This is a genomic window from Chitinophaga filiformis (assembly GCF_900102545.1).
In the GTDB taxonomy this organism is placed as follows: domain Bacteria; phylum Bacteroidota; class Bacteroidia; order Chitinophagales; family Chitinophagaceae; genus Chitinophaga; species Chitinophaga filiformis.
Window position 1 is genome coordinate 36858 of sequence record NZ_FNBN01000008.1, and the last position, 21234, is coordinate 58091.

Here is a 21234-nt window from a genome sequence, read left to right on the forward strand (position 1 = left end):
CGGGAAACAAAACGTCAATAGACCCCTTTAGGGGTCTTAGTGTTTGTAGCGCGGGGTGATAACCCCGGGGGAATGCCGAACGATAACCCCCCGGGGAAATGCGGAACGACAACCCCGGAGAATGCGAGAAATGACAACCCTGGGAAATGACGAAATGCAATACAAATCAACATTGTTGATGTATCCCCTGTAACACATAAGCAGATACAGACAAATGCGGCTGCATTTTTATCATGAATGTCTGTACTTCCTGTTGCTCCGGATTGTTTAGCTGGTCGCCCGCCGCCAGCAGCATATATTCGTCCAGTACACCAAACAGTGTAAGCATACCAGTTGTATATACGATCGATACCTGATGAGCGGCCTTATTGGTAATATCAGACGTAATGATCTCAAACCGGTGAGTGTCGAAAGCAACAGGATTCCCCAGGTTATCGTTTAATCCCGGGATCTGTTGCTGTAATCCTCTCACAAACAAACCTATAGAAAATCCTACTTTATAATTCAGTGATCCAGCTTTTGGATTGGCGGCCCGTACCTGTTCCCAGGTAGTGAATTGCTGGTCTCTATTATAAGCCTGTACCTGCATAAGGAACTCGTTATAACTTTCATGGAACACATCCTTTTCAAAAGAGGTGCGGGCTTGCATATCAATTATCTGCCGGAAAGAAAGTTTTATCAGCGCTTTTTCCATTGTTCAGCATTTTAATATACCTAAGATAGTGTTTTCGGGTCAGCCGGCCCTGGGAGCGGCGTACTTAGCGGTAAACGGGCATTTTCTGTAGGTTAATCTTACCTTGACATACACATTTTCACTCCGGTAATATTGCAGTATGTTAAAAGAAATATAAAACTTGGATTATTTTTTCTATTTTAGGTGTGAAATTGACACGTTGAGGAAAGTAATCAAAGTAATCGTTATGAAAATCAGGCTGCACACTATGTAAACTGAAAACCTATGTAGTTGTACTGTGCTATTGACCCGCTACCATGTATTCTTTAACTAGCAAAACCACGTATTTAATGATGATGACAACCAGTAGTGTCTAATGACGGATATGTGATGACATAATCCGGTCGTAAACCAAAATCAGCGAGGAGTTCGCCTTTTTTAAACCACTTTCAAATTAAACGTATGAAAAATGTAGACCTGTTGAAGGTCAGGCATCGCTATGCCTGGCAGTCAGCACTATTGCGCATGAAATTTACTCTGCTGCTTTTTTTGCCCGCCCTGTATCCGCTAATGGCTGTTGCGGATGGCTATTCAACCTCATTTTCAATCCGACAGGATATTATCTTAAAAGGAAAGATCGTAGATAAGAATAAAGAGCCGGTGATCGGCGCCACTATCAAAGTGGTGGGGACTTCTAAAGGAACTACTACACAACCCGACGGCTCTTTTTCGTTGAGCGTCGCAAATGGCGCTCAGGTGACCATATCTGCAATCGGTTTCCTACCGCAGACGCTTACCGTCAATGGCAGCACATTGAACGTAACACTGGATGCAGACACCAAAGGCCTCAGCGAGGTAGTAGTGGTAGGTTACGGTGCGCAGAAAAGAGAAGCCGTATCCGGTTCCATTGCTACGGTAAAAGGTGCTGATCTTGTTAAGTCGCCCGCTACCAACCTGTCCAACTCCATTGCCGGACGTATGCCAGGTGTGACTGCCATGCAGAACAGTGGTGAGCCTGGTGCTGATGGTTCTTCTCTCCGCATCCGCGGTTCCAATACCCTGGGTAACAATGACCCGCTGATCGTAATAGACGGTGTGGCCGGTCGTACCGGTGGTCTGGAACGTTTGAATCCACAGGACATTGAAAGCATTTCTGTACTGAAAGATGCTTCTGCCGCTATCTATGGTGCCCGTGCAGCCAATGGCGTTATCCTCGTAACAACCAAACGCGGTAAGAGTGGTAAACCTCAGTTGTCTTATTCCTTCAACCAGGGCTGGTCACAACCTACACACATCCCTGAAATGTCCAATGCGGCAGAGTATGCGCAGCTAAGAGATGAGCTGAGCCTCTACCGTGATGTACCGGGAAGAGAGTGGGCTACTGCCTGGGGTGTATATAAACAAGGAGGTACTTATACTTCGCCCACTACCAACAAGAAATGGGACGAGGCTTTCGGTCTCGCAGAAATAGATAAATACCGCAACAGTACAGACCCATGGCTGTATCCGAACACAGACTGGTATAAATCCACTTTTAAGACATGGTCGCCACAATCCAATCATAGCGTACAGGTGTCTGGTGGTAATGAAAACATGCGCTATATGACCTCCTTCGGTTACCAGTCGCAGGATGCTTACTATAAAAAATCCGCTACAGGTTACGATCAGTATAGCTTACGTGTCAACCTCGACGGAAAGATCAACAAGTACGTAAACGTTAGCGTAGACATGTTGGGTCGTCAGGAAGAACGTAATTATCCTACCCGTTCTGCCAGTGACATCTTCCGTATGCTGATGCGTGGTAAACCTACTGAACCAGCCTTCTGGCCTAATGGCCTGCCTGGTCCGGACATCGAGTACGGTAATAACCCCGTGGTGATCACTACCGGCGAGACAGGATATGATAGGGATAAACGTTACTATGTACAGAGCAGCGCCAAACTGGATGTATCAGTTCCTGGTGTGGATGGCCTGAAACTGAGCGGTAACGTGGCATTCGACAAATATATCAAAGGCACAAAGAGGTGGCAGACACCCTGGTACCTGTATACATGGGACAAAAAAACATTTGAGCAGGATGGCAAAACGCCTTTGCTCGTAAAAGGTAAAAGGGGTACAGACCAGGCTAATCTTAACCAGGGGAATGAAGATCAGACCAACGTACTGTTGCGTGGCTTGCTGACTTACGACCGTACGTTCAACAAGAACCATACACTGAACTTCGTATTTGGTATAGAACGGGAAACTGTCAAATCTGAATCTTTCAATGCGCTCCGCAAATACTTCATCTCTCCTTTGATCGACCAGCTGTTTGCCGGTGGCGATGCAGAGAAAGATAATGGTGGTAGTGCCTGGGACCGTGCCCGTCTGAACTATTTCGGTCGTGTGGCTTACAACTATAAAGAGAAATACCTGGCAGAGTTTGTATGGAGGAATGATGGATCTTATATGTTCCCCAGCAATTCCCGTTTTGGTTTCTTCCCGGGTCTGATGCTGGGCTGGCGCGTATCTGAAGAGAATTTCTTCAAAGAGAACGTAAAGTTCATGAGTTACCTGAAACTGCGTGCATCATGGGGTAAACTGGGTAATGACCAGGTATACTTCGATGACAATGGCGATGGAACCCTCACCCTGCAGGAATACCAGTATTATTCCACTTATGGCTTCGGCAGTTACATACTGGGAGGCAATGTGGTAAAATCACTCTATGAAGCACGTATACCTAACCCATATATTACCTGGGAGGTAGCCAACAACTACAACGTAGGTCTGGATGGCGCCCTGCTGAATGGTAAGATCTATTTCGAACTGGACGCGTTTATGAACAAACGTTCCGGCATCCTGGTAAGAAGGAATGCATCCGTTCCGCAGACAACAGGTATGACCCTGCCTGCTGAGAATATCGGTAAGGTAGACAATAAAGGTTTTGAATTCCGTGTTGGCTACAACAGTAATATAGGCAGCAAATTCCGCTACGACGTTAGTGTGAATGGTGGTTATTCGAAGAACAAGATCGTGTTCTGGGATGAAGCACCTGGTGCACCAACCTGGCAACGTTCTACCGGTAAACCAATGAATACGAACCTGTATTATGAATATGACGGTGTGTTCAAAGACTATGCTGAAATAGACAAGAACACTGTTGATTATACTGCGCTGACCAACAATCTGCGTCCGGGCGATATGAAGTTCAAGGACATTGATGGTAACGGAAAGATCAATGGCGATGATAAGATCCGTTATGGCAAGAGCAATCAGCCAACCTTCACAGGTGGTGTAAATGTCAATCTGCAATACGGCAACTTTGATATGGCTATCCTCATCCAGGGAGCTACTGGTGGTGCACTGCACATCAATACTGAATCCGGCGAGATCGGCAACTTTACGAAAGATTACTTTGATCACCGCTGGAGCCCTGATAACCCAAGCAGCGAGCATCCACGTGTAAATGACCGTAATGATACCTACTGGGCAACAGGTAATACATATTGGATCCGCAGTACTAATTATGTACGTCTGAAGAACCTGGAGATCGGTTATAGTATCCCTGATTTCCTGAAGAAAAGAAGCGGTATTACCAATCTGAGGTTATATGCAAACTGTCTGAACTTATTTACCCTGGATAATCTGAAGATCCTTGATCCGGAATCTGTGAGTGGTAATGGTCAGTATTATCCGCAGTCAAGAGTATTGAATGCAGGTTTCAATTTAACTTTTTAATCAGCAGTATCATGAAACAACTACTTAAGAAAATATACATTGGTATCGGTATGGCGGGCGCTTTGACAGTTGCGGCCTGTAATACTGATTTCCTGAATACAAAGCCCTTAGGGGAAGCTACCAAGGATGATGTGTGGCAGGACCAGGCACTGGCAGAAGCGTTTGTAAACGAGATCTATAATGGACTGAGCAGTGGCGGTTTCCTCGAAACGATGTTATCTTCTGCTACTGACGAAACCATGTTCACCCATAACTACGGTATGAAGAATATGGGCGAAGCGACGATCAGTCCTACGGATGCTGAATACGTGAACAACCGCGGTACTTTCCAGTGGGATGATATGTACAAGCGTATCCGTGCGTGCAATGTATTCTTCCAGAATATAGGGAATGCGCCTTTTAACAGAACAGCGGTAGGAGATCGTATGAGGGGAGAAGTATACTTCCTCCGTGCGTATTTCTATCATCAGCTGGTACGTGCTTATGGTGGTGTGCCACTGATAGATACGGTGTATACGCTTTCAGACAAAGATTATACGATTGCCCGGAACTCTTTCTCTGATTGTGTGGAGCATATTGTACGTGATTGTGATTCAGCAGCCGCCTTACTGCAAGGCAAGGAAAACATTACTGTAAAAGGCCGTGCTACTGAAGGAGGAGCACTTGCGCTGAAATCCCGCATATTGATCTATGCAGCCAGTGATCTATATGATTTTCCTACTGCCAGTACAAAGGCGCCGGTGATTGCAACTGTAGCAACACATGATGTGTTGGGTTACACCAGCGGCGATCGTGCGGCACGCTGGAGACGCGCTAAGGCAGCTGCCCTGGCGGTAATGGATCTCCATCGTTATACACTGGCATTCGCTACGCCTGCTACTCCTGAAGAGGCGAGTACTAACTATCAGAAAATGTTCCTGGCGGACAATTCTGAGAGCATCTTCTCCCGTTACTTTGTGAATGCGAAGTCAGAGGCTGGTGGACAGATCGGGTTGTATAACGGCTTGAACGGTTATCATAACTGGTCTGGAAATACGCCTACCCAGTTACTGGTCGACGACTATGAAATGGCAGATGGAACGCCTTTTAACTGGGCTAATCCTATGCATAAGGCGCAGCCTTATTTAAACCGCGATCCTCGTTTTTATGCGAGCATTCTCTATGATGGCGCTAACTGGCGTCAGCGTCCTTCTGATGTTGCGGCGAAAGATCCGGCTAATCAGGCGCAGACAGGGATCTATGAAGTTTGGGATGCAGAACATTCACAGACTATTAATGCGCCGGGATTGGATACCCGTCAGGGACCAGTGGAGAACTGGAATGGCAGCTTCACAGGTTACTATATGAAGAAGTTCATTGATCCTGCTGTGGATGCGCAATACTTCCGTCAGGAGGTACCTTATCCTTTCTTCCGCTATACAGAGGTGCTGTTCAATTATGCGGAGGCTTGTATGGAGCTCGGTGAGGAAGATGAGACACGGAAGTATCTGAATGAGATCCGTACACGTGCTGGTATGCCGGCGATTACAGAGTCAGGAGCGGCGCTGAAAGCCCGGTTGCAGCGGGAGAAGGAGATAGAGATGGTGTTCGAGGAGCAGCGGTTCTTTGATGTGCGCCGCTGGATGGTGGCTCCTTCTACTGTAGGGCGTGCGCTGCGGGGGATTAATGTAGTGGGTAAGCTGAAGCCGAATGTGAAGGTGACGTTGTATCAGCATAATGAGGCGAACTATGATTATACTTATACGCCGGTGACCCTGGTGAATGAGAATAGGATGTGGCTGGATAAGATGTATTTTATGCCGTTGCAGCGTGATGAGATGAATAGGAATAATAAGCTGGTACAGAACCCGGGGTATTAATTTTTTAGTGCTTAGTGCGAAGCCGCTTTTTCGGGGCGGCATCCGCAGGAAGTACTATACTGTGCTGTAAAACGCTCTTCAGAATATCGATGGGGCGGTATTGCGCGTATGAAGGTTGGGAATGCTATTGGGTTTCATCAATCGTATCACGCGTTTCGAAGGCACAGTATAGTACTTCCTGCTACGCCTACCCACTGGATGGCAGCCGTCTTAGATGATAGGCGTTGGCGCCGATGTTGTTATTGTTGTTGCTGTGGCGCTGGCTTTTAGCATTTGTTTGGTATGTGCCAGCGTCAGGCTATCTTTGATTAATTCTTTGAAGAATGGGGTCAGTACGGCTCCATTCTTTATTTTTTCCGGTAGGTCCGGATTGGTAATGGCGGTTCTGCCTATGGAGATCAGGTCTGCTTCGTCATTGGATATCAGTTTTGTTGCCAATGCGGTGTCATGCATGCCGCCGTTTACAATCACAGGTTTTCCGGTGATCTTCTTTGCGATGCTATTGGAGGATGTGCCGTCATCGTATACTGATTCTCTTGCCCAGTTCCCACCTTCGGAGGCAATGTGGATGTAGCTGAAATCTACGTCCTTTAGTACATTGAATATTTCCTTTGCTGTATTTGAACCGCCAGGCCATCTGTAGGGGAGGTCGTTTACTTTGCTTTCTGAGAGGCGTATGCCGACGATGAAGTCTTTTGGGACCGCCGCTTTTATAGCTTTGAATACTTCTATCGGGAATCTTAACCTGTTTTGATAATTTCCTCCGTATTCATCTTCTCTTATATTCGTGTGAGGGGTGATGAACTGATCTAACAGATAGCCATTTGCTGCGTGTATTTCTACGCCGTCAAATCCTGCGATCAGGGCTCTGATGGCTGTTTGTACGAAACCGTCCTTCGCTTCTTTGAGGTCGGCTTTTGTCATAGCAGAAGGAATGGGGAAGGGGCCCGTCAGACCTCCGGGCTCTGTACTCCGGAGGCCTTTAGGGCGTATGGCGGAAGGAGCGATAGTTTTGTCAGTATGCTGAGCTAATGCGCCTCCATGCATCAGCTGGAGGATAATGAGTGCGTTGGGGTTTGCCTGGTGTACTTTTTCTGTTACCTTTTTCCAGCCTTCCGTTTGTTCATGGGTGACGAGGCCCGGTTGATGGTTGTCAGTTTTGCTGAAAAGGTTATCTGTATAGGTTCCCTCGGTGATGATGAGACTGAAGCCTCCTTTGGCAAAGGCGGCGTAGTAGTCGGCCATTTCTATTGTGGGAACGCCGCTCGCTGAGGCACTTCTGCGCGTCATGGGAGCAACGGTGAACCTGTTTTTTAATGTATGGTTCCCTAGTTTTATCGGCTGGAATAGTATGTCTGTGTTTGTTGTATTTGTGTTCATAGATCGTTTGATTAGAACACAAAGATCAGATGGAGATGAGGAGAGGGACGTATAACTAATTTAATATTTGGGGTTAAAATTGTTTAATGTCATTTGGTATAAAACGTTGTATTCCGATAAAACCTGGTTGGTCATTCGCTGCATTAGACCCCTTTAGGGGTCTAATTGTTTGTAGCCCGGGGTTTTCAACCCCGGGGCTGCATACGCCACACGTTTCCGAATGATGATGCATGGAAGTATTTACAGGTTATTGTTGATAGAAATGAAAAGGTTTGGTTTGTTGCGGGAGATACGAAAAGAGATGCCAGTAAATTGTGGCTTTTTGAAGGAGAGATTGAACCAATTCAACAGGTCATCGGTCAGTTGCATCACTTCGAATACTACCTGGTGTCAAAGAAATATGAATGGCTATTGACGGAGAATCGTCATGGAACTTTAATCGGGCTTGGTTCTATTAAAGATGAACTGTTATCGTTATCCCGGGTTAAGGATAAGATTTAGGGCTTATTTCCATTATCACCTCTTCCCGCCCTTCCTGATCTGACTCAAAAACACCGGCGTAATCCCCAGAAACGATGCAATATGCTTCTGCGGCAACCGCTGCTCCAACGTCGGATACTTCTTTATCAACGCTTCATAACGCTCCGCGCCCGTCATTGAAATGGAATTCAGAATCCGCTGATCCTGAGAGATCATGGCCTGCTGATTCAATATCCGCCAGAACTTTTCAAAGGCCGGGATTTCTGTAAAGAGCTGTTCAATCCCATTCCTGTCTATCTGTAAAACAACAGACGCCTCCTGTGCAACAATATTAATCCTGGAAGGCGTTTGTGGGATGAAGCTGCTGGCATCACTGATCCACCAGTCTTCCATGGCGAAGTGAAGCGTGTGTTCATCGCCATTGTCATCTACATAAAAGGAGCGTAGGAAACCGGAGCAGACATAGCTTTCATACTTACATATCTCTCCCTGTTGCAGGAGATACTGCCTGGGCAGCAGTTTGCGTAAGGTAAGGAAGCTGCAGAAGTGTTCCTGTTCTTCCGGAGTGAGATGGATCCGCTTCAGTACATGTTTTAAAATAAGCTGATGCAGATCGGACAGTGGCGGCGTAGCACTCATAAGACTGGTTTCTTCCGGAACAAATATAGCAACCATCTTAAAAAATAGTAAGGTAAAGCGATCAGTTTTCGTAATTTCCCCGTGGCTTTATTCAAAAAACCCAATTACCATATGCTGATGCAAAAGACAAAGGTGTGTCTGATAGTTGCCATGGCAATGACAGCCATCACCTCTTCCGTATTTGCGGGCGGTCCGGGCAAACCCGGCGCCACTGACGTTAAACCGGATGCCAACAATGCCGGACTGAAATTACCTGCCGGTTTCGGTGCTCTGAAAGCAGCCGACAGCCTGGGCAGAACCCGCCATATCTCCGTAACCAGTAATGGGGGTGTCTATGTCAAACTGGACAGAGCAAAGAATAATAATGGTATCCTTTACCTCCAGGACACCAACGGAGACGGTAAGATCGACAAAAAGACCAGCTTTGGCGGCTACGGCGGAACAGGGATCTATGTAAAAGGCGATTACCTGTATGCTACCTCCAATGAAGATATCTACCGCTATAAACTGGATGCACAACAACAGGTGATTGATCCTGAACATCCGGAACTGGTAGTGACCGGTCTGATTAACCGCAGACAGCATGAATCAAAGTCGATTGTGCTGGACGACAACGGAAACATTTATGTTAATATCGGCGCCTACTCCAACTCCTGCCAGACACAAGACAGGACAGCAGGTTCTATGGGTATGCAGCCTTGTCCGATACTGGATTCAGCTGCCGGCATCTGGCAGTTCAAGGCTAATAAACTGAACCAGACCTATGGCGATGGCGTTCGCTATGCTACCGGTCTGAGGAACGTGGTAGGCCTCGACTGGAACAAGTCGCTCAACCAGCTGTTCGTGATGCAGCACGGTCGCGATCAGCTGCATGACCTGTTCCCCAGCCTGTATACTGAGAAGCAGTCGGCCGATCTGCCTGCAGAATGTATGTATGCACTGAAACAGGGTTCTGACTGCGGCTGGCCTTATATCTACTACGATCAGAACCAGCACAAAAAGATGCTGGCGCCAGAATATGGTGGCGATGGTAAGAAGACCGGTGGCGAAAATGCAGAAGATCCTGTAGTGGCCTTCCCGGGTCATATGGCGCCTAACGGGCTGCTGTTCTATACAGGTACCCAGTTCCCTGAAAAGTACCGTAATGGAGCGTTTGTAGCCTTCCACGGGTCATGGAACCGCTCTCCTGAGAACCAGGCCGGTTTCTTTGTGGTATTTGTGCCATTTAAAGACGGCAAGCCTGCCGGCAAATGGGAAGTGTTTGCAGACGGATTCGCCGGCCCTGGTCCGGTAAAATCACCTGGTGATGCACAGCACCGTCCATGCGGACTGGCACAGGGACCCGATGGTTCACTGTACGTAACTGATGATGTGAAAGGAACTGTTTACAGGATTGTATATAAGACTAAATAAGCATGAGAAAATGGATACTGGCAGTAATGCCATTGATGATAGGAGCACTGGCAGCGAGCGCACAGGTAAAGAAACCGGCTCGGGAAAAACCGGTACCTGCCAAACAGTCTACCGGCGGAGGAGCAGCCCAGATTGTAAGAGGTAAAGCATTGTATAAGCAGTACTGCATCTCTTGTCACCAGGAAAACGGAACAGGCGTACCCCGTATGAATCCGCCACTGGTAAAGACTGAGTATGTACTGGGCGACAAGACAAGACTGATCGGTATATTACTAAAGGGCCTAAACGAAGACGTGGAGATCAACGGGGATTATTTCACCAATCCGATGCCTTCGCAGGCAGCGCTGAAAGATCAGGAGATCGCCGATATACTGTCTTACGTCAGAAATAGCTTTGGCAACAAGGCCAGCACCGTTTCAGCGGCAGAAGTGACTGCGGTACGCGCTACTATAAAATAAAGAGCCTGAATATCTTAACAGCGGCATTTATCCAGTGTGGGTAAATGCCGCTGTTTTTTAATTGCTTTTGTCAAACAGATTTTTGACATTTGCGAAAAATTTAAGGGACATGTCAGTGAATCCAGAAGTGGTGCGGGAGGTTAGTGAATTCAATAATTATTACAATAGCCTGGCGGAATTGTTAAACAGGCACTTAGCGGACAATAATCTATCATTATCAGCATTACGTGTACTGGTAAAATTAAGAGAGGAAGAAGATCAATGCACTGCGGGTAAACTGATTGCGAACCTTGGTATAGACGGCGGATATCTGAGCCGCATCCTGAAGACCTTTGAAACGAATCAGCTTATTTCCAAACGTAAATCTACGATGGATGGCCGTACCTGGTATCTGCAGCTCACCCCCAAAGGACGTAAGTTGCTGGAGATACTGGAAGAAGGATCCGCGCAACAGGTTTCCCAGCTGTTGGAGCCTCTGAACACAGAGCAGCAACTGGCCCTGGCCGGAGCCATGAAAACGGTAAGACATATCCTCTCTGACGACGCTAAGATCTCTGCGGATGATATTACCTATAGGCGTGACCTCAACCCGGGTGACGCTGGCTTTATCATGCATATGCATGGCTCCCTGTATGCCAAAGAAGCAGGTTATAATCTCGAATATGAGACGCATATCTGCAAGACCTTCTATGAGTTCCTGGAAGCTTATAACTCCTCCAAAGACCAGGTATTCCTGGCTATGCATGGCAACCAGATCATCGGTTCTATTGCCGTACTGGGACACTCCCGTTATGCTACGCAGATGCGCTGGTTCCTGGTACATCCCGATTACCGCGGACTCGGTATCGGTCAGCGTCTGCTGACAGAAGCCATCAATGCAGCGAAGGAAAAACTGTTCCAGAAGATCTACCTCATCACCACCGCTCAGCAGGTGGCGGCAACGACATTGTTTAAGAAGAATGGCTTCCGTAAGTCGGGAGAGAAACATCTGCCAATGTGGGGACTGCAGTTGACGGAAGAACGGTATGAGATAGACCTGATTTAAGCAGGATCACTTTTATTACATCGCCCCCTTGCTTTATTTAAAACATTTAAATACTTTTAGTACGCTGTAGTTTATCCAGGGTTCTTTGTATTCATTACATAAAACCCTTAAAATGAAACATCTGCTAACCCATATGGCGGTTTTGCTATGCAAAACGGTCATGATCTGTGACAGGACACAGACATTAGCAAGGTCTCTCGTTCCCTCCCTTTACATACAATCAGTCAACAATGGTCCATAGGGCCAATAGTCTCTCTATGCCGGTAACCAGTTTTACAGGTAGTATGGCTATGTCCATTTTTCGTCGGGCGCTCTTACTATAGGCGCTTGCATGTCTATGGGTAGTACTATCGCCAATGTGTATCAGTTCGAATAAATCTGATATCAGCTGTAGGATAGTACATGGATCATGCTGTTATATGATCATGTAAACAGATCATTCTCAAACCTATCAAAACCATTTCACATTAATTCCTCATCCTTCAAAATTCAAAACCATTTAAACATGAAAACACTTTTACAGGTGGCAGTCCTGGTACTGTGCTTACAATTCAACAGCGCCGGTCAGCTTGCCAATTTCAATGCTACAGCAGAAGCCTTGCAGACCAGCATGTACAACAATTTCGGCGTACCTAACGAGAACTACTGGTGGTGCGCCAATGGCGTGGATGCGTTGCTGGACGGCTATGTACGCACACGTTCCGAGACCTACAAAACACGTATGAAATCATTGCTGCTGGGTGTCAAAAATTTCAATGGCAATACCTACATCAACTACTTCTATGACGACATGGATTGGATGGGTATAGCCACGCTACGGGCGTATTATGAAACAGGAGATGTTGACTATTACAACGTAGCCAGTACACTCTGGACAGATATTAAAGGCGGTTACAGCAACGGCGCCATCGACTGGAATAAGGGTTGTGCCGGATGTAAAAACTCCTGCGCCAATGCCCCGGCAATTATATTGGGAGCGAGAATGTACCGTCATACCAATTCCGCTGCAGATCTGCAATTAATAAAGAATATCTACACTTTTATGAAAGCCAACCTGGTGGATCCGGTTACAGGGGCCGTATGGGATAATATCAATCTGAATACCGGTGTTACCAACAAGGATTGGATCTTCTCTTACAATGTAGGCACGTTCATCGGCGCAGGCTGGGAATTATACAAAATAACCGGCGATGTGAACTATCTCAATGATGCTGTTAAGACGGCGGAATATGCCATGAACAGCAGACGTACCAATGGTATGTTCTTCGCCAATGAAACAGGTGGTGGTGATGGCGGTCTTTTCAAAGGTATCTTCATCCGCTATCTTGCACAGCTGGCACGTGAAGGCAATATACCTGCGGAGACAAGAGCACGTTATAATGAAGCGATCCGCTTTAATGCGCAGACCTTAAAGACCAGTGGTATCAATCCTTCTACCAATCTTGTAGGCACTGTATGGTCGCAACAGCCATCAGGCAGTACTGATTATGCCACGCAACTGAGTGGTGTAAAAGTGATAGAGGCAGCTGCTATGCTGGATCAATCCTACTTCTATAAAGACATCAATTACGGTGGCAGTTACTGGGGATTGACAGTAGGTAGTTATAATACCGATGCATTGGTTGCCAAAGGCATCCTCAATAATGATATTACTGGTTTTGCTATTCCGGCAGGGTACCAGGTAAGACTATTTAAGAATGATAATTACCAGGGTGAAAGCTGGACTGTTTCCGGTAACAGCGCCTGGATCGGTGGCGCCTGGAATGACAGCGTTTCTTCCCTGATTGTCAACTACACCGCCGGCGCGAGCTTCTTTAAAGATTGTAACTACACCGGTGAGGTTATCAGCCTGGAAGCAGGAGATTATACACTAACGCAGCTGCAGGCAAGAGGTGTGCCGAACGATGCGATATCTTCCCTGAAAGTGAGCAGCGGGTACCAGGTGATTCTCTATGAGCATGACAATTTCGGAGGAACCACTGTAACTACTTCCACTGATCTCAACTGCCTGGTAAACCAAAATTTCAATGACCTGACAAGTTCTCTGCGGATCGTGGCAACAGGCGCTGCGCCATCGGCAGCGACTACTGCGCAGACAGCACCGGCAGGAAAGTATCTGCTGAAAGGATTGACAATATATCCTAACCCTGTAGCCAACACGCTGTATGTAAAAGGTTCGGATGATCTCAGTGGGGCTGATGTAACGGTAACAGATATGATGGGCAGGATGAAGATCAGGAACCGTTTGTCTGGTAACAGCGTGAATGTTTCCGGTCTGCCGTCAGGCGTATATTGGATCACGATAGTGAAAAATGGAAAAAAGAGCACACTTTCTTTTGTGAAGTAACTGATTGTAACAGAGTCATCTATTATAATGCGTGCCGGTTCTGGATCATCGGGACCGGCATGCTTATTGTAAAATAGAGGAGGTTACTATATATTTGTCGCCGTAAACCCCAAAAAGGGACGGTTCGTGAATGCAAAAGAGGCAGTTCTGATTATTTTATTGTTCCCCTTGGACAACATTATTGTTTATTAAGCGACTGAATTTCAATTTTAATATATCATCTACTGTATGCCTAAGCGTGCCAAAAAGAGCATTTATCTGTTCTCTTTCAATATTGTTATTTTCTTTTCAGTGGCATACATGCTATCCGGAAACAGGAGAGACATGTCGTGGTTTAAGTCCGGTAGCTTCAGACAGGTAATTGACACCGGGGGATTAGGAACAACCAACGCATATTCACTGGCAGGTAATAAGGCTTTCGCTGCCCGTAACATGACAGATACTTTACCTGATACCATTAGTTTTTCTATTGTGGGAGATATGATGGTGGGTTCATCATATCCTGCATCATCTTTTCTGCCAAATGAAGAAGAAGGGAATATCCTGCAATATGCGATGCCGCTTTTACAGCAAACGGACCTGCGTATCGGCAACCTGGAAAGCGCTGTATCCGACAGCGCAAAAGTGTTCAAGAACTGCGGTACCAACTCTACCCAGTGTTTCGCCTTCCGCACGCCCTATAAATGCGCCATGTGGTATAAGGAGGCGGGTTTTGAGTATCTGAACATGGCTAATAACCACTCTTTCGACTTTGGAATGTCGGGCGTGAAACACACGCTGGCATTCCTCGACAGCAATAACATCAGGACCAGTGGTGTGCCTCAGCACCGCTTTGACACCCTCACTGTCAAAAACACCCGGATCGGTTTTGTATCCTTTGCCCCTCACAGCAACTGCCTGGACATGAACGACGACTCCCTGGTAAAGGCAACTATCGCCGAAGTGCGTCCTCTCTGTCAGCTGCTGGTAGTATTCTTTCACGGAGGTGGAGAAGGCTCAGCCCGCATTCATACGCCGAAGGGCAGGGAGTTTTTCTTCGGACAAAACAGGGGAGACGTAAGGCATTTTTCCCATATGTGTATCCAGGAGGGAGCAGACCTTGTAATCGGCTCCGGCCCCCATGTGGTAAGGGGAATGGAAACATATAAAGGAAAATTAATTGCTTACAGCTTAGGAAATTTTGCAACTTATAAGCAATTCAATTTAAAATATCCCAATAATGTTGCACCTTTGCTGCAGGTAAAAATTACCAGTGGGGGAAACCTGGTAGAGCATAAAGTGTTTTCCTTCCTGCAAGAGGGGGAAGGTATACCTAAGCCAGATACAACATTGAGAGCTTTCAAAATGATCCGGTCATTATCTGTTGAGGACTTCAAATACTCGGAGGTGGAGGCGGGGACATTTGATTAAAACCTTGTTACTGTGAAGAAGTTATTGCCGATAATCATATCCGTCGCCAGCATTGCCACTGCGGGCGCACAAGTAAAGAAAAAGCCAGTTAAACACGCACCAGTAAAGAAACATACTACTGCCTATCATAAGAAGACAACCGCCCACAAGGCTGTTGCCCACAAGAAAGTGGTGACGCCACCACCGTTGCCTGACAGCTTATATTTTCCAAATTCCGACATCACCCTCAATACATACGATACCTCCGGTCTTAAAAGTAATATCAAGCAGCTGTTAGCTGTGCTGGAATCCGAGTTGGGTAAACCATATATCCGCGGCGCCATTGGGCCTTTCGCCTTTGACTGTAGTGGATTGATGAAGTTTGGTTTCTCCGTTATCGGCATGACCCTGCCCCGCACAGCGGCTGACATGAGTTCCCTGGGAAACATCATTACCCCTTCCGACTGGAGCCCTGGTGATCTGCTGTTCTTTGCCGGAAGAAGGAGTACAAAATCCAAGGAAAAAAGGATTGCCCATGTAGGCTGTGTCTACAAAGTAGATAACGGAAAGGTATTGATGATCCATTCCAGCAACCAGGGTGTGAATATTGTCGATATTACCAACAGCGAGTACTATAAAAAGCGCTTTATTGCCGCCCGCAGAGTGATCCAGGTGGATTCTACCAATATGGTGGTGCCGCCGCAGGAGGGTAATGAAAGCGATTATTAAACTGAGACATATTCCCGCAAAATATCAATAGCTGAGAACTATCATCTATGGCAAAGATTCCCTGTACCTGTGGTAATCGGATAATCGACATATCAGATAATCTGCCTACTAAAGGCGCTATTATTCCTAACCAGTTATACGACGATCTTCAGGGCAAGCTGGATGAAATTGTCATTGGTTTGAAGAAACACAGGGAAAACAAAGAGATCTTAACCTTTAATGGTCGTCCGATACCCGCTAATGCCACAGACGAAGACATCATAGGTATCACGTTTTTTTCCTATCATGGCAGCATTAGCAAAGAGATCTGGCAATGTAATGCCTGTGGCAGAATTCTGATCTGGCACAAGGGTAAGGAACGTTTCATCTTCTTTAGTCCGGATAGTGAGGGCTCGGAAAATATTTTATCAAAAGACACCTGAGCCAGTGTCCGAATGTGCAAATGACACGCTGTTTTTCCTTATTTTTAGTCATGGCCAACAAAAGGTCATGAACCAAAAACAATCATATGGATGCACAGCAACTGGACATGAACCGGAACGAAGATGCAATGCGCAGATCTCTTAGTGCGCTAAAACAGCGCCTCTCCGTCATAGAACTGGGAGGAGGCAAAAAGAACCTCGAAAAAGTCCGTCAGAAAGGCAAATTAACCCCGCGTGAACGTATTGCCTACCTGGTGGACAAAGACGCCCCATTCCACGAAATAGGCGCCTTTGCGGCCTATGAAATGTACCCTGAACATGGTGGTTGTCCTGCGGCCGGAACAGTAGGCGGCATTGGTTATGTCAGCGGTCGCCAGTGTATGATCGTAGCCAACGATATGACCGTAAAGGCAGGCGCCTGGTTTCCCATGACAGGAAAGAAGAACCTGCGTCTCCAGGAGATCGCCATGGAGAACAGGCTGCCGATTATTTACCTGGTAGACAGTGCAGGTGTGTACCTGCCTATGCAGGATGAGATATTTCCCGACAAAGAACACTTCGGCCGTATTTTCCGTAACAACGCACGCATGAGCGCTATGGGCATTACCCAGATCGCAGCTGTAATGGGCAGCTGTGTGGCCGGCGGCGCTTACCTGCCTATCATGAGCGATGAAGTGCTGATGGTGGAAGGGAACGGCTCCATCTTCCTGGCCGGCCCTTACCTGGTAAAGGCTGCTATCGGAGAAACTATCGACGCGGAAACATTGGGTGGCGCGGTAACCCATACAGAGATTTCCGGCATCGCCGACTATAAGTTTGATACAGATGAGGAATGCCTCGATCATATCAAGAAGATCGTCAGTAAGATCGGTGACCCTGTCAGCGCAGGCTTCAATCGCGCTACACCAGCCCTGCCGGAGAAAGATCCTGCAGAATTATACAGCATGATTCCTGAAGATAGTACCCGCCCTTATGATATGCTGGAGATCATCCATCGCCTGGTAGATCGTTCTGAGTTTGACCAGTATAAGGAAGACTATGGCAAGACCATCCTCTGTGGTTATGCGCGTATAGACGGCTGGGCTGTAGGTATTGTGGCCAATCAGCGTAAGATGGTCAAAAGTAAAAAAGGTGAAATGCAGATGGGCGGTGTGATTTACAATGACAGCGCTGATAAAGCGGCCCGTTTCATCATGAACTGTAACCAGAAAAAGATACCACTGGTATTCCTGCAGGATGTGACCGGTTTTATGGTAGGCAGTCGCAGTGAACATGCCGGCATCATTAAAGACGGCGCTAAACTGGTGAATGCGGTGGCTAACTCAGTCGTGCCGAAATTCACGGTGATAGTGGGCAATTCATATGGTGCAGGCAACTACGCCATGTGTGGTAAAGCCTATGACCCACGGTTCATCTTTGCATGGCCCAACGCGAAGATCGCAGTGATGGGAGGTGAACAGGCTGCAAAGACATTGTTGCAGATACAGGTCGCATCCCTGAAAGCGAAAGGTGAGGAGATCACACCTGAGCAGGAGAAAAGCCTGCTGAGTGAGATCACAGCCCGTTATAACAGCCAGACCACGCCTTATTACGCAGCGGCACGCATGTGGGTAGATGAGATTATAGACCCGCTGGATACACGTAAAATACTTTCTGAAAGCATTGCAGCGGCAAATAATGCACCTGTGGAGGATACATTCAGCCTCGGTGTTTTCCAGGTGTAAAAGCATAGCGCTTAATCCTTATCTTTGCCCGCTATGTCGGAAGTTATTATTTACACGGATGGTTCCTCGCGTGGTAACCCGGGCCCTGGTGGCTATGGTGTTATCCTGATGTGGAACAGTGTCCGCAAGGAATTATCGCAGGGATACCGTCTTACCACCAACAACAGGATGGAACTGATGGCCGTGATCGTTGGTCTGGAAGCCCTGAAGAAAGATGGACTGAATGTCAAGATCTTTACAGACAGCCAGTATGTAGTGAACAGTGTAGAGAAAGGCTGGTTATGGGGCTGGGTAAAGACCGGTTTCAAAGACAAGAAGAACAAGGATCTCTGGCAACGTTTCATTCCTGCTTTTAAGAAGCATCAGGTGAAGTTCAACTGGGTAAAAGGTCATTCCACCAATCCTCTGAACAATCGTTGTGATGAACTGGCCACACAGGCTGCAGATAGCGGTAACTGGCTGGAGGATGTGGGATTTGAAGGATAGAATTGTAGACCATGAATGTTTTAGATAGGTAAGGGCTGTTCGCTATACGGACGGCCCTTGCTGTATTCATTTCCCGGACTATAAACACCGCGCTGTGCCACGACGGCTCAATGCTGCAGATTACCATGCCTTTTGAGAAAAACCTATTACTTATAGCCCAATCAGCTGTCACTTTAACATTTATTTAATGATTTTTCGAAATTTGTCCACCATTAACAAAATTCTGTGCAACCACTGAAAGAATATCGCTGCTTACTTTTAGGGTATTAAATCAATGCCTTAAACGACTAAGTTATGACACACTGGAAGATTGATGAATCACACAGCGAAATTGGATTCAAAGTAAAGCACCTGATGATCACTAACGTGAGTGGCTATTTTACCCAGTTCACCGGAAGTATTGAGACCGACAGCGAGGATTTTCACGACGCAAGGATCAGATTTGAAGCCGCTACAGACAGTATCAGCACCCTGAACAAACAAAGGGATGAACACTTGAAAGGCAACGATTTCTTCGACACTGCACATTATCCGAAGATCACTTTCGTATCTAAAAAAATCAAAAAGATCACCGAGGAAGACTATAAGGTGGTAGGAGATCTGACCATCAAAGGGCATACGCATTCGATAGAGCTGGAAGTAGTGCGTAATGGCGTAGTGACCGATCCTTATGGTCAAGAAAAAGAAGGCTTTTCCATCAAGGGACGTCTGCACCGTGCTGACTACGGTCTCCGCTGGAATGCAGCTACCGAAGCAGGGAGTATTGTGCTGAGTGATGAAGTGAAACTGCATATGGAAATCCAGCTGGTAAAAGTAACTGAACCCGTGTTGGTGGCAGTAGCGCAATAGGACTCCGTCAGGAGTCCCAGTGTTTGTAGCGCGGGGTGACAAACCCCGGAAATGGGTGTAACCCCGGGAATGGGCGACAACCCCGGAACCATTGATAAAATATTATGATAGAAATAGGAATAGACAGTTTTGCAGCCCGGTTTACCGACAACGCTGCAGCGGCTTTGAATGACAAGGATGCCATGTTCCAGTTGCTGGAAAGAATGGAGCATGCAGACAAATCAGGCCTGGATGTATTTGGTACTGGCGAACATCACCGGAAAGGTTTCCTGGATGCAGCGCCCACCCACATATTGGCAGCAGCGGCTTCCCGTACAAAGCGGATAAAGCTGGCCAGCGCAGTAACCGTATTAAGTGCGATAGACCCGGTAAGGGCATTTCAGAACTTCGCTACTTTAGACCTGATCTCTGGTGGTCGTGCTGAAATGGTGGTGGGAAGAGGCTCTTTCACGGACGCGTTCCCTTTGTTCGGCTACAACCTGGACGATTACGATGATCTCTTTGCAGAAAAACTGGATCTCTTACTGCAAATAAGGGACAACGAATTTGTAACCTGGTCGGGCAAATTCAGGCCGGCATTAAAAAATCAGCCAGTCTATCCGAGACCTGTCCAGGAACAGTTGCCTATCTGGCTGGGAGTAGGTGGCACACCACAGTCGTTTGTACGTGCAGGCGCATTGGGACTGCCATTGATGGTAGCAATTATCGGAGGGGAAACACACCGTTTCCGTCCGCTGGTTGATCTGTACAGGGAAGCAGGAAGAAGAGCAGGACATCCACCGGAAAAGTTAAGCGTAGGGCTGCATTCATTAGGATATCTTGCCGAAACGACTGAACAGGCGATAGAGGACTTTTATCCGGGATATGCTGCCAGTATGACGAAGGTTGGTAAAGAGCGTGGCTGGCCTCCGATGACGAAAGAGCGGTTTATGAGTCAGATGGGCCCAACAGGTGCGTTATTAGTAGGCGGTGTGGAAGAGATTGCGGAGAAAGTGTTACGGCATGCAGATGCATTGGGAGGTATATCCCGGCTAACTTTCCAGATGGATAGTGCGGAAGTATCGCATGATAAACTGATGAATGCTATTGAGCTGATAGGAAAGAAGTTGAAGCCATTGGTGAATGATAAATAATAAATGATTCCTGGTTCATCAGGTTTAGGGGAAGTAGTAGTAAATTAGCTAAAAACCCTGAACCTGATGAAACTAAGAAAATCCCTCGATTATGTTATCCCGTTAATCCTTTTACTGGTACAGCTTTATACACTTTATCTCATTAATACGACGACGAAACATGTGATCGGTGATGACAATAGATTCTATATCGGTATTGGCGCTGTACTGGTATGCATGGTTGCAATAAGATTTAATCCCCGGATCGGGAAATGGATTACACTAGCTATTTTGCTGGCTGCTTTTTTTGATTTAATCGTCTTCTCAACTGTGCTTAAAATTATGCCGAAAGAGGTCTTTTGTGGAATAGCATACCGGTTTAAGCTGCTTCCGTTTTATCTACTTATCCTGTTTATGACCCTCAACTTCAGGTCACTAAAGCGATATCTAAAGTGGCTATTACAGAGAGAACCAGAACCTCAAGGGTAAGTTCCCCCATTTCAAAGCCA

18 protein-coding genes are annotated in these 21234 nt (G+C 46.8%); 15 read left to right on the plus strand and 3 right to left on the minus strand.

Annotated features, from left to right (window positions below):
- Window positions 1-166: 166 nt before the first annotated feature.
- The gene (locus tag BLR32_RS26020) at window positions 167-694 is read right to left on the minus strand and encodes a hypothetical protein (RefSeq protein WP_089836157.1); all 528 of its coding nucleotides are present in this window, start codon (window positions 692-694) and stop codon (window positions 167-169) included.
- 441 nt (window positions 695-1135) lie between these two features.
- Between BLR32_RS26020 and BLR32_RS26025 the strand changes: the two genes are divergently transcribed.
- Entirely contained in the window at window positions 1136-4393 is a 3258-nt protein-coding gene (locus BLR32_RS26025; protein WP_089836159.1) for a SusC/RagA family TonB-linked outer membrane protein, read from the plus strand.
- Window positions 4394-4404: 11 nt separating this feature from the next.
- Window positions 4405-6252, plus strand: a complete 1848-nt coding sequence (locus BLR32_RS26030; protein ID WP_089836161.1) for a RagB/SusD family nutrient uptake outer membrane protein — start codon at window positions 4405-4407, stop codon at window positions 6250-6252.
- Between the two features lie 210 nt (window positions 6253-6462).
- Here the strand turns inward: BLR32_RS26030 and BLR32_RS26035 are convergent, their stop codons facing one another.
- Window positions 6463-7632, minus strand: a complete 1170-nt coding sequence (locus BLR32_RS26035) for an oxidoreductase (RefSeq protein ID WP_089836163.1) — start codon at window positions 7630-7632, stop codon at window positions 6463-6465.
- Window positions 7633-7797: 165 nt separating this feature from the next.
- Here BLR32_RS26035 and BLR32_RS34660 point away from each other — a divergent pair, with 165 nt between their 5' ends.
- A complete protein-coding gene (locus tag BLR32_RS34660) occupies window positions 7798-8133 on the plus strand; it encodes a DUF6756 family protein (protein ID WP_089836165.1) in 336 nt (111 codons plus the stop codon).
- Window positions 8134-8148: 15 nt separating this feature from the next.
- Here the strand turns inward: BLR32_RS34660 and BLR32_RS26045 are convergent, their stop codons facing one another.
- Window positions 8149-8787, minus strand: a complete 639-nt coding sequence (locus BLR32_RS26045; protein ID WP_245705522.1) for a Crp/Fnr family transcriptional regulator — start codon at window positions 8785-8787, stop codon at window positions 8149-8151.
- A gap of 81 nt (window positions 8788-8868) precedes the next feature.
- Between BLR32_RS26045 and BLR32_RS26050 the strand changes: the two genes are divergently transcribed.
- From BLR32_RS26050 to BLR32_RS26105, 12 genes are all read left to right on the plus strand, one after another.
- The gene (locus BLR32_RS26050; protein WP_245705523.1) at window positions 8869-10164 is read left to right on the plus strand and encodes a PQQ-dependent sugar dehydrogenase; all 1296 of its coding nucleotides are present in this window, start codon (window positions 8869-8871) and stop codon (window positions 10162-10164) included.
- Between the two features lie 2 nt (window positions 10165-10166).
- Window positions 10167-10622, plus strand: a complete 456-nt coding sequence (locus BLR32_RS26055; RefSeq protein WP_089836169.1) for a c-type cytochrome — start codon at window positions 10167-10169, stop codon at window positions 10620-10622.
- A 109-nt stretch (window positions 10623-10731) separates the two neighbouring features.
- Entirely contained in the window at window positions 10732-11667 is a 936-nt protein-coding gene (locus BLR32_RS26060; protein WP_089836170.1) for a bifunctional helix-turn-helix transcriptional regulator/GNAT family N-acetyltransferase, read from the plus strand.
- Between the two features lie 505 nt (window positions 11668-12172).
- Window positions 12173-14014, plus strand: coding sequence for a glycoside hydrolase family 76 protein (locus tag BLR32_RS26065; protein WP_176842435.1), 1842 nt, complete (start codon window positions 12173-12175; stop codon window positions 14012-14014).
- 228 nt (window positions 14015-14242) lie between these two features.
- Entirely contained in the window at window positions 14243-15424 is a 1182-nt protein-coding gene (locus tag BLR32_RS26070) for a CapA family protein (RefSeq protein WP_089836174.1), read from the plus strand.
- A gap of 12 nt (window positions 15425-15436) precedes the next feature.
- Window positions 15437-16132 carry a C40 family peptidase gene (locus BLR32_RS26075; RefSeq protein WP_089836176.1) on the plus strand — a complete coding sequence of 232 codons (696 nt, stop codon included), beginning with the start codon at window positions 15437-15439 and terminating at the stop codon, window positions 16130-16132.
- Between the two features lie 47 nt (window positions 16133-16179).
- Entirely contained in the window at window positions 16180-16554 is a 375-nt protein-coding gene (locus tag BLR32_RS26080) for a hypothetical protein (protein ID WP_089836178.1), read from the plus strand.
- An 86-nt stretch (window positions 16555-16640) separates the two neighbouring features.
- On the plus strand, window positions 16641-18278 hold the full coding sequence (locus BLR32_RS26085) for an acyl-CoA carboxylase subunit beta (RefSeq protein WP_089836179.1): 1638 nt from the start codon (window positions 16641-16643) through the stop codon (window positions 18276-18278).
- A 33-nt stretch (window positions 18279-18311) separates the two neighbouring features.
- Window positions 18312-18764: a ribonuclease HI gene (gene rnhA, locus BLR32_RS26090; protein ID WP_089836181.1), complete on the plus strand. Its 453-nt coding sequence runs from the start codon at window positions 18312-18314 to the stop codon at window positions 18762-18764.
- 294 nt (window positions 18765-19058) lie between these two features.
- Window positions 19059-19613 (plus strand): YceI family protein, encoded by a 555-nt coding sequence (locus BLR32_RS26095; RefSeq protein WP_089836183.1) that lies wholly within the window; start codon window positions 19059-19061, stop codon window positions 19611-19613.
- 104 nt (window positions 19614-19717) lie between these two features.
- Window positions 19718-20746, plus strand: coding sequence for an LLM class flavin-dependent oxidoreductase (locus BLR32_RS26100; protein ID WP_245705524.1), 1029 nt, complete (start codon window positions 19718-19720; stop codon window positions 20744-20746).
- Between the two features lie 66 nt (window positions 20747-20812).
- Entirely contained in the window at window positions 20813-21214 is a 402-nt protein-coding gene (locus BLR32_RS26105) for a hypothetical protein (protein ID WP_089836185.1), read from the plus strand.
- Window positions 21215-21234: the final 20 nt, after the last annotated feature.

Bases quoted from the DNA above. Each gene is read 5' to 3' on its own strand.
- BLR32_RS26020 (WP_089836157.1), bottom strand. From the start codon at position 694: ATGGAAAAAGCGCTGATAAAACTTTCTTTCCGGCAGATAATTGATATG.
- BLR32_RS26025 (WP_089836159.1), top strand. From the start codon at position 1,136: ATGAAAAATGTAGACCTGTTGAAGGTCAGGCATCGCTATGCCTGGCAG.
- BLR32_RS26030 (WP_089836161.1), top strand. From the start codon at position 4,405: ATGAAACAACTACTTAAGAAAATATACATTGGTATCGGTATGGCGGGC.
- BLR32_RS26035 (WP_089836163.1), bottom strand. From the start codon at position 7,632: ATGAACACAAATACAACAAACACAGACATACTATTCCAGCCGATAAAA.
- BLR32_RS26045 (WP_245705522.1), bottom strand. From the start codon at position 8,787: ATGGTTGCTATATTTGTTCCGGAAGAAACCAGTCTTATGAGTGCTACG.
- BLR32_RS26050 (WP_245705523.1), top strand. From the start codon at position 8,869: ATGCAAAAGACAAAGGTGTGTCTGATAGTTGCCATGGCAATGACAGCC.
- BLR32_RS26055 (WP_089836169.1), top strand. From the start codon at position 10,167: ATGAGAAAATGGATACTGGCAGTAATGCCATTGATGATAGGAGCACTG.
- BLR32_RS26060 (WP_089836170.1), top strand. From the start codon at position 10,732: ATGTCAGTGAATCCAGAAGTGGTGCGGGAGGTTAGTGAATTCAATAAT.
- BLR32_RS26065 (WP_176842435.1), top strand. From the start codon at position 12,173: ATGAAAACACTTTTACAGGTGGCAGTCCTGGTACTGTGCTTACAATTC.
- BLR32_RS26070 (WP_089836174.1), top strand. From the start codon at position 14,243: ATGCCTAAGCGTGCCAAAAAGAGCATTTATCTGTTCTCTTTCAATATT.
- BLR32_RS26080 (WP_089836178.1), top strand. From the start codon at position 16,180: ATGGCAAAGATTCCCTGTACCTGTGGTAATCGGATAATCGACATATCA.
- BLR32_RS26085 (WP_089836179.1), top strand. From the start codon at position 16,641: ATGGATGCACAGCAACTGGACATGAACCGGAACGAAGATGCAATGCGC.
- rnhA (WP_089836181.1), top strand. From the start codon at position 18,312: ATGTCGGAAGTTATTATTTACACGGATGGTTCCTCGCGTGGTAACCCG.
- BLR32_RS26095 (WP_089836183.1), top strand. From the start codon at position 19,059: ATGACACACTGGAAGATTGATGAATCACACAGCGAAATTGGATTCAAA.
- BLR32_RS26100 (WP_245705524.1), top strand. From the start codon at position 19,718: ATGATAGAAATAGGAATAGACAGTTTTGCAGCCCGGTTTACCGACAAC.
- BLR32_RS26105 (WP_089836185.1), top strand. From the start codon at position 20,813: ATGAAACTAAGAAAATCCCTCGATTATGTTATCCCGTTAATCCTTTTA.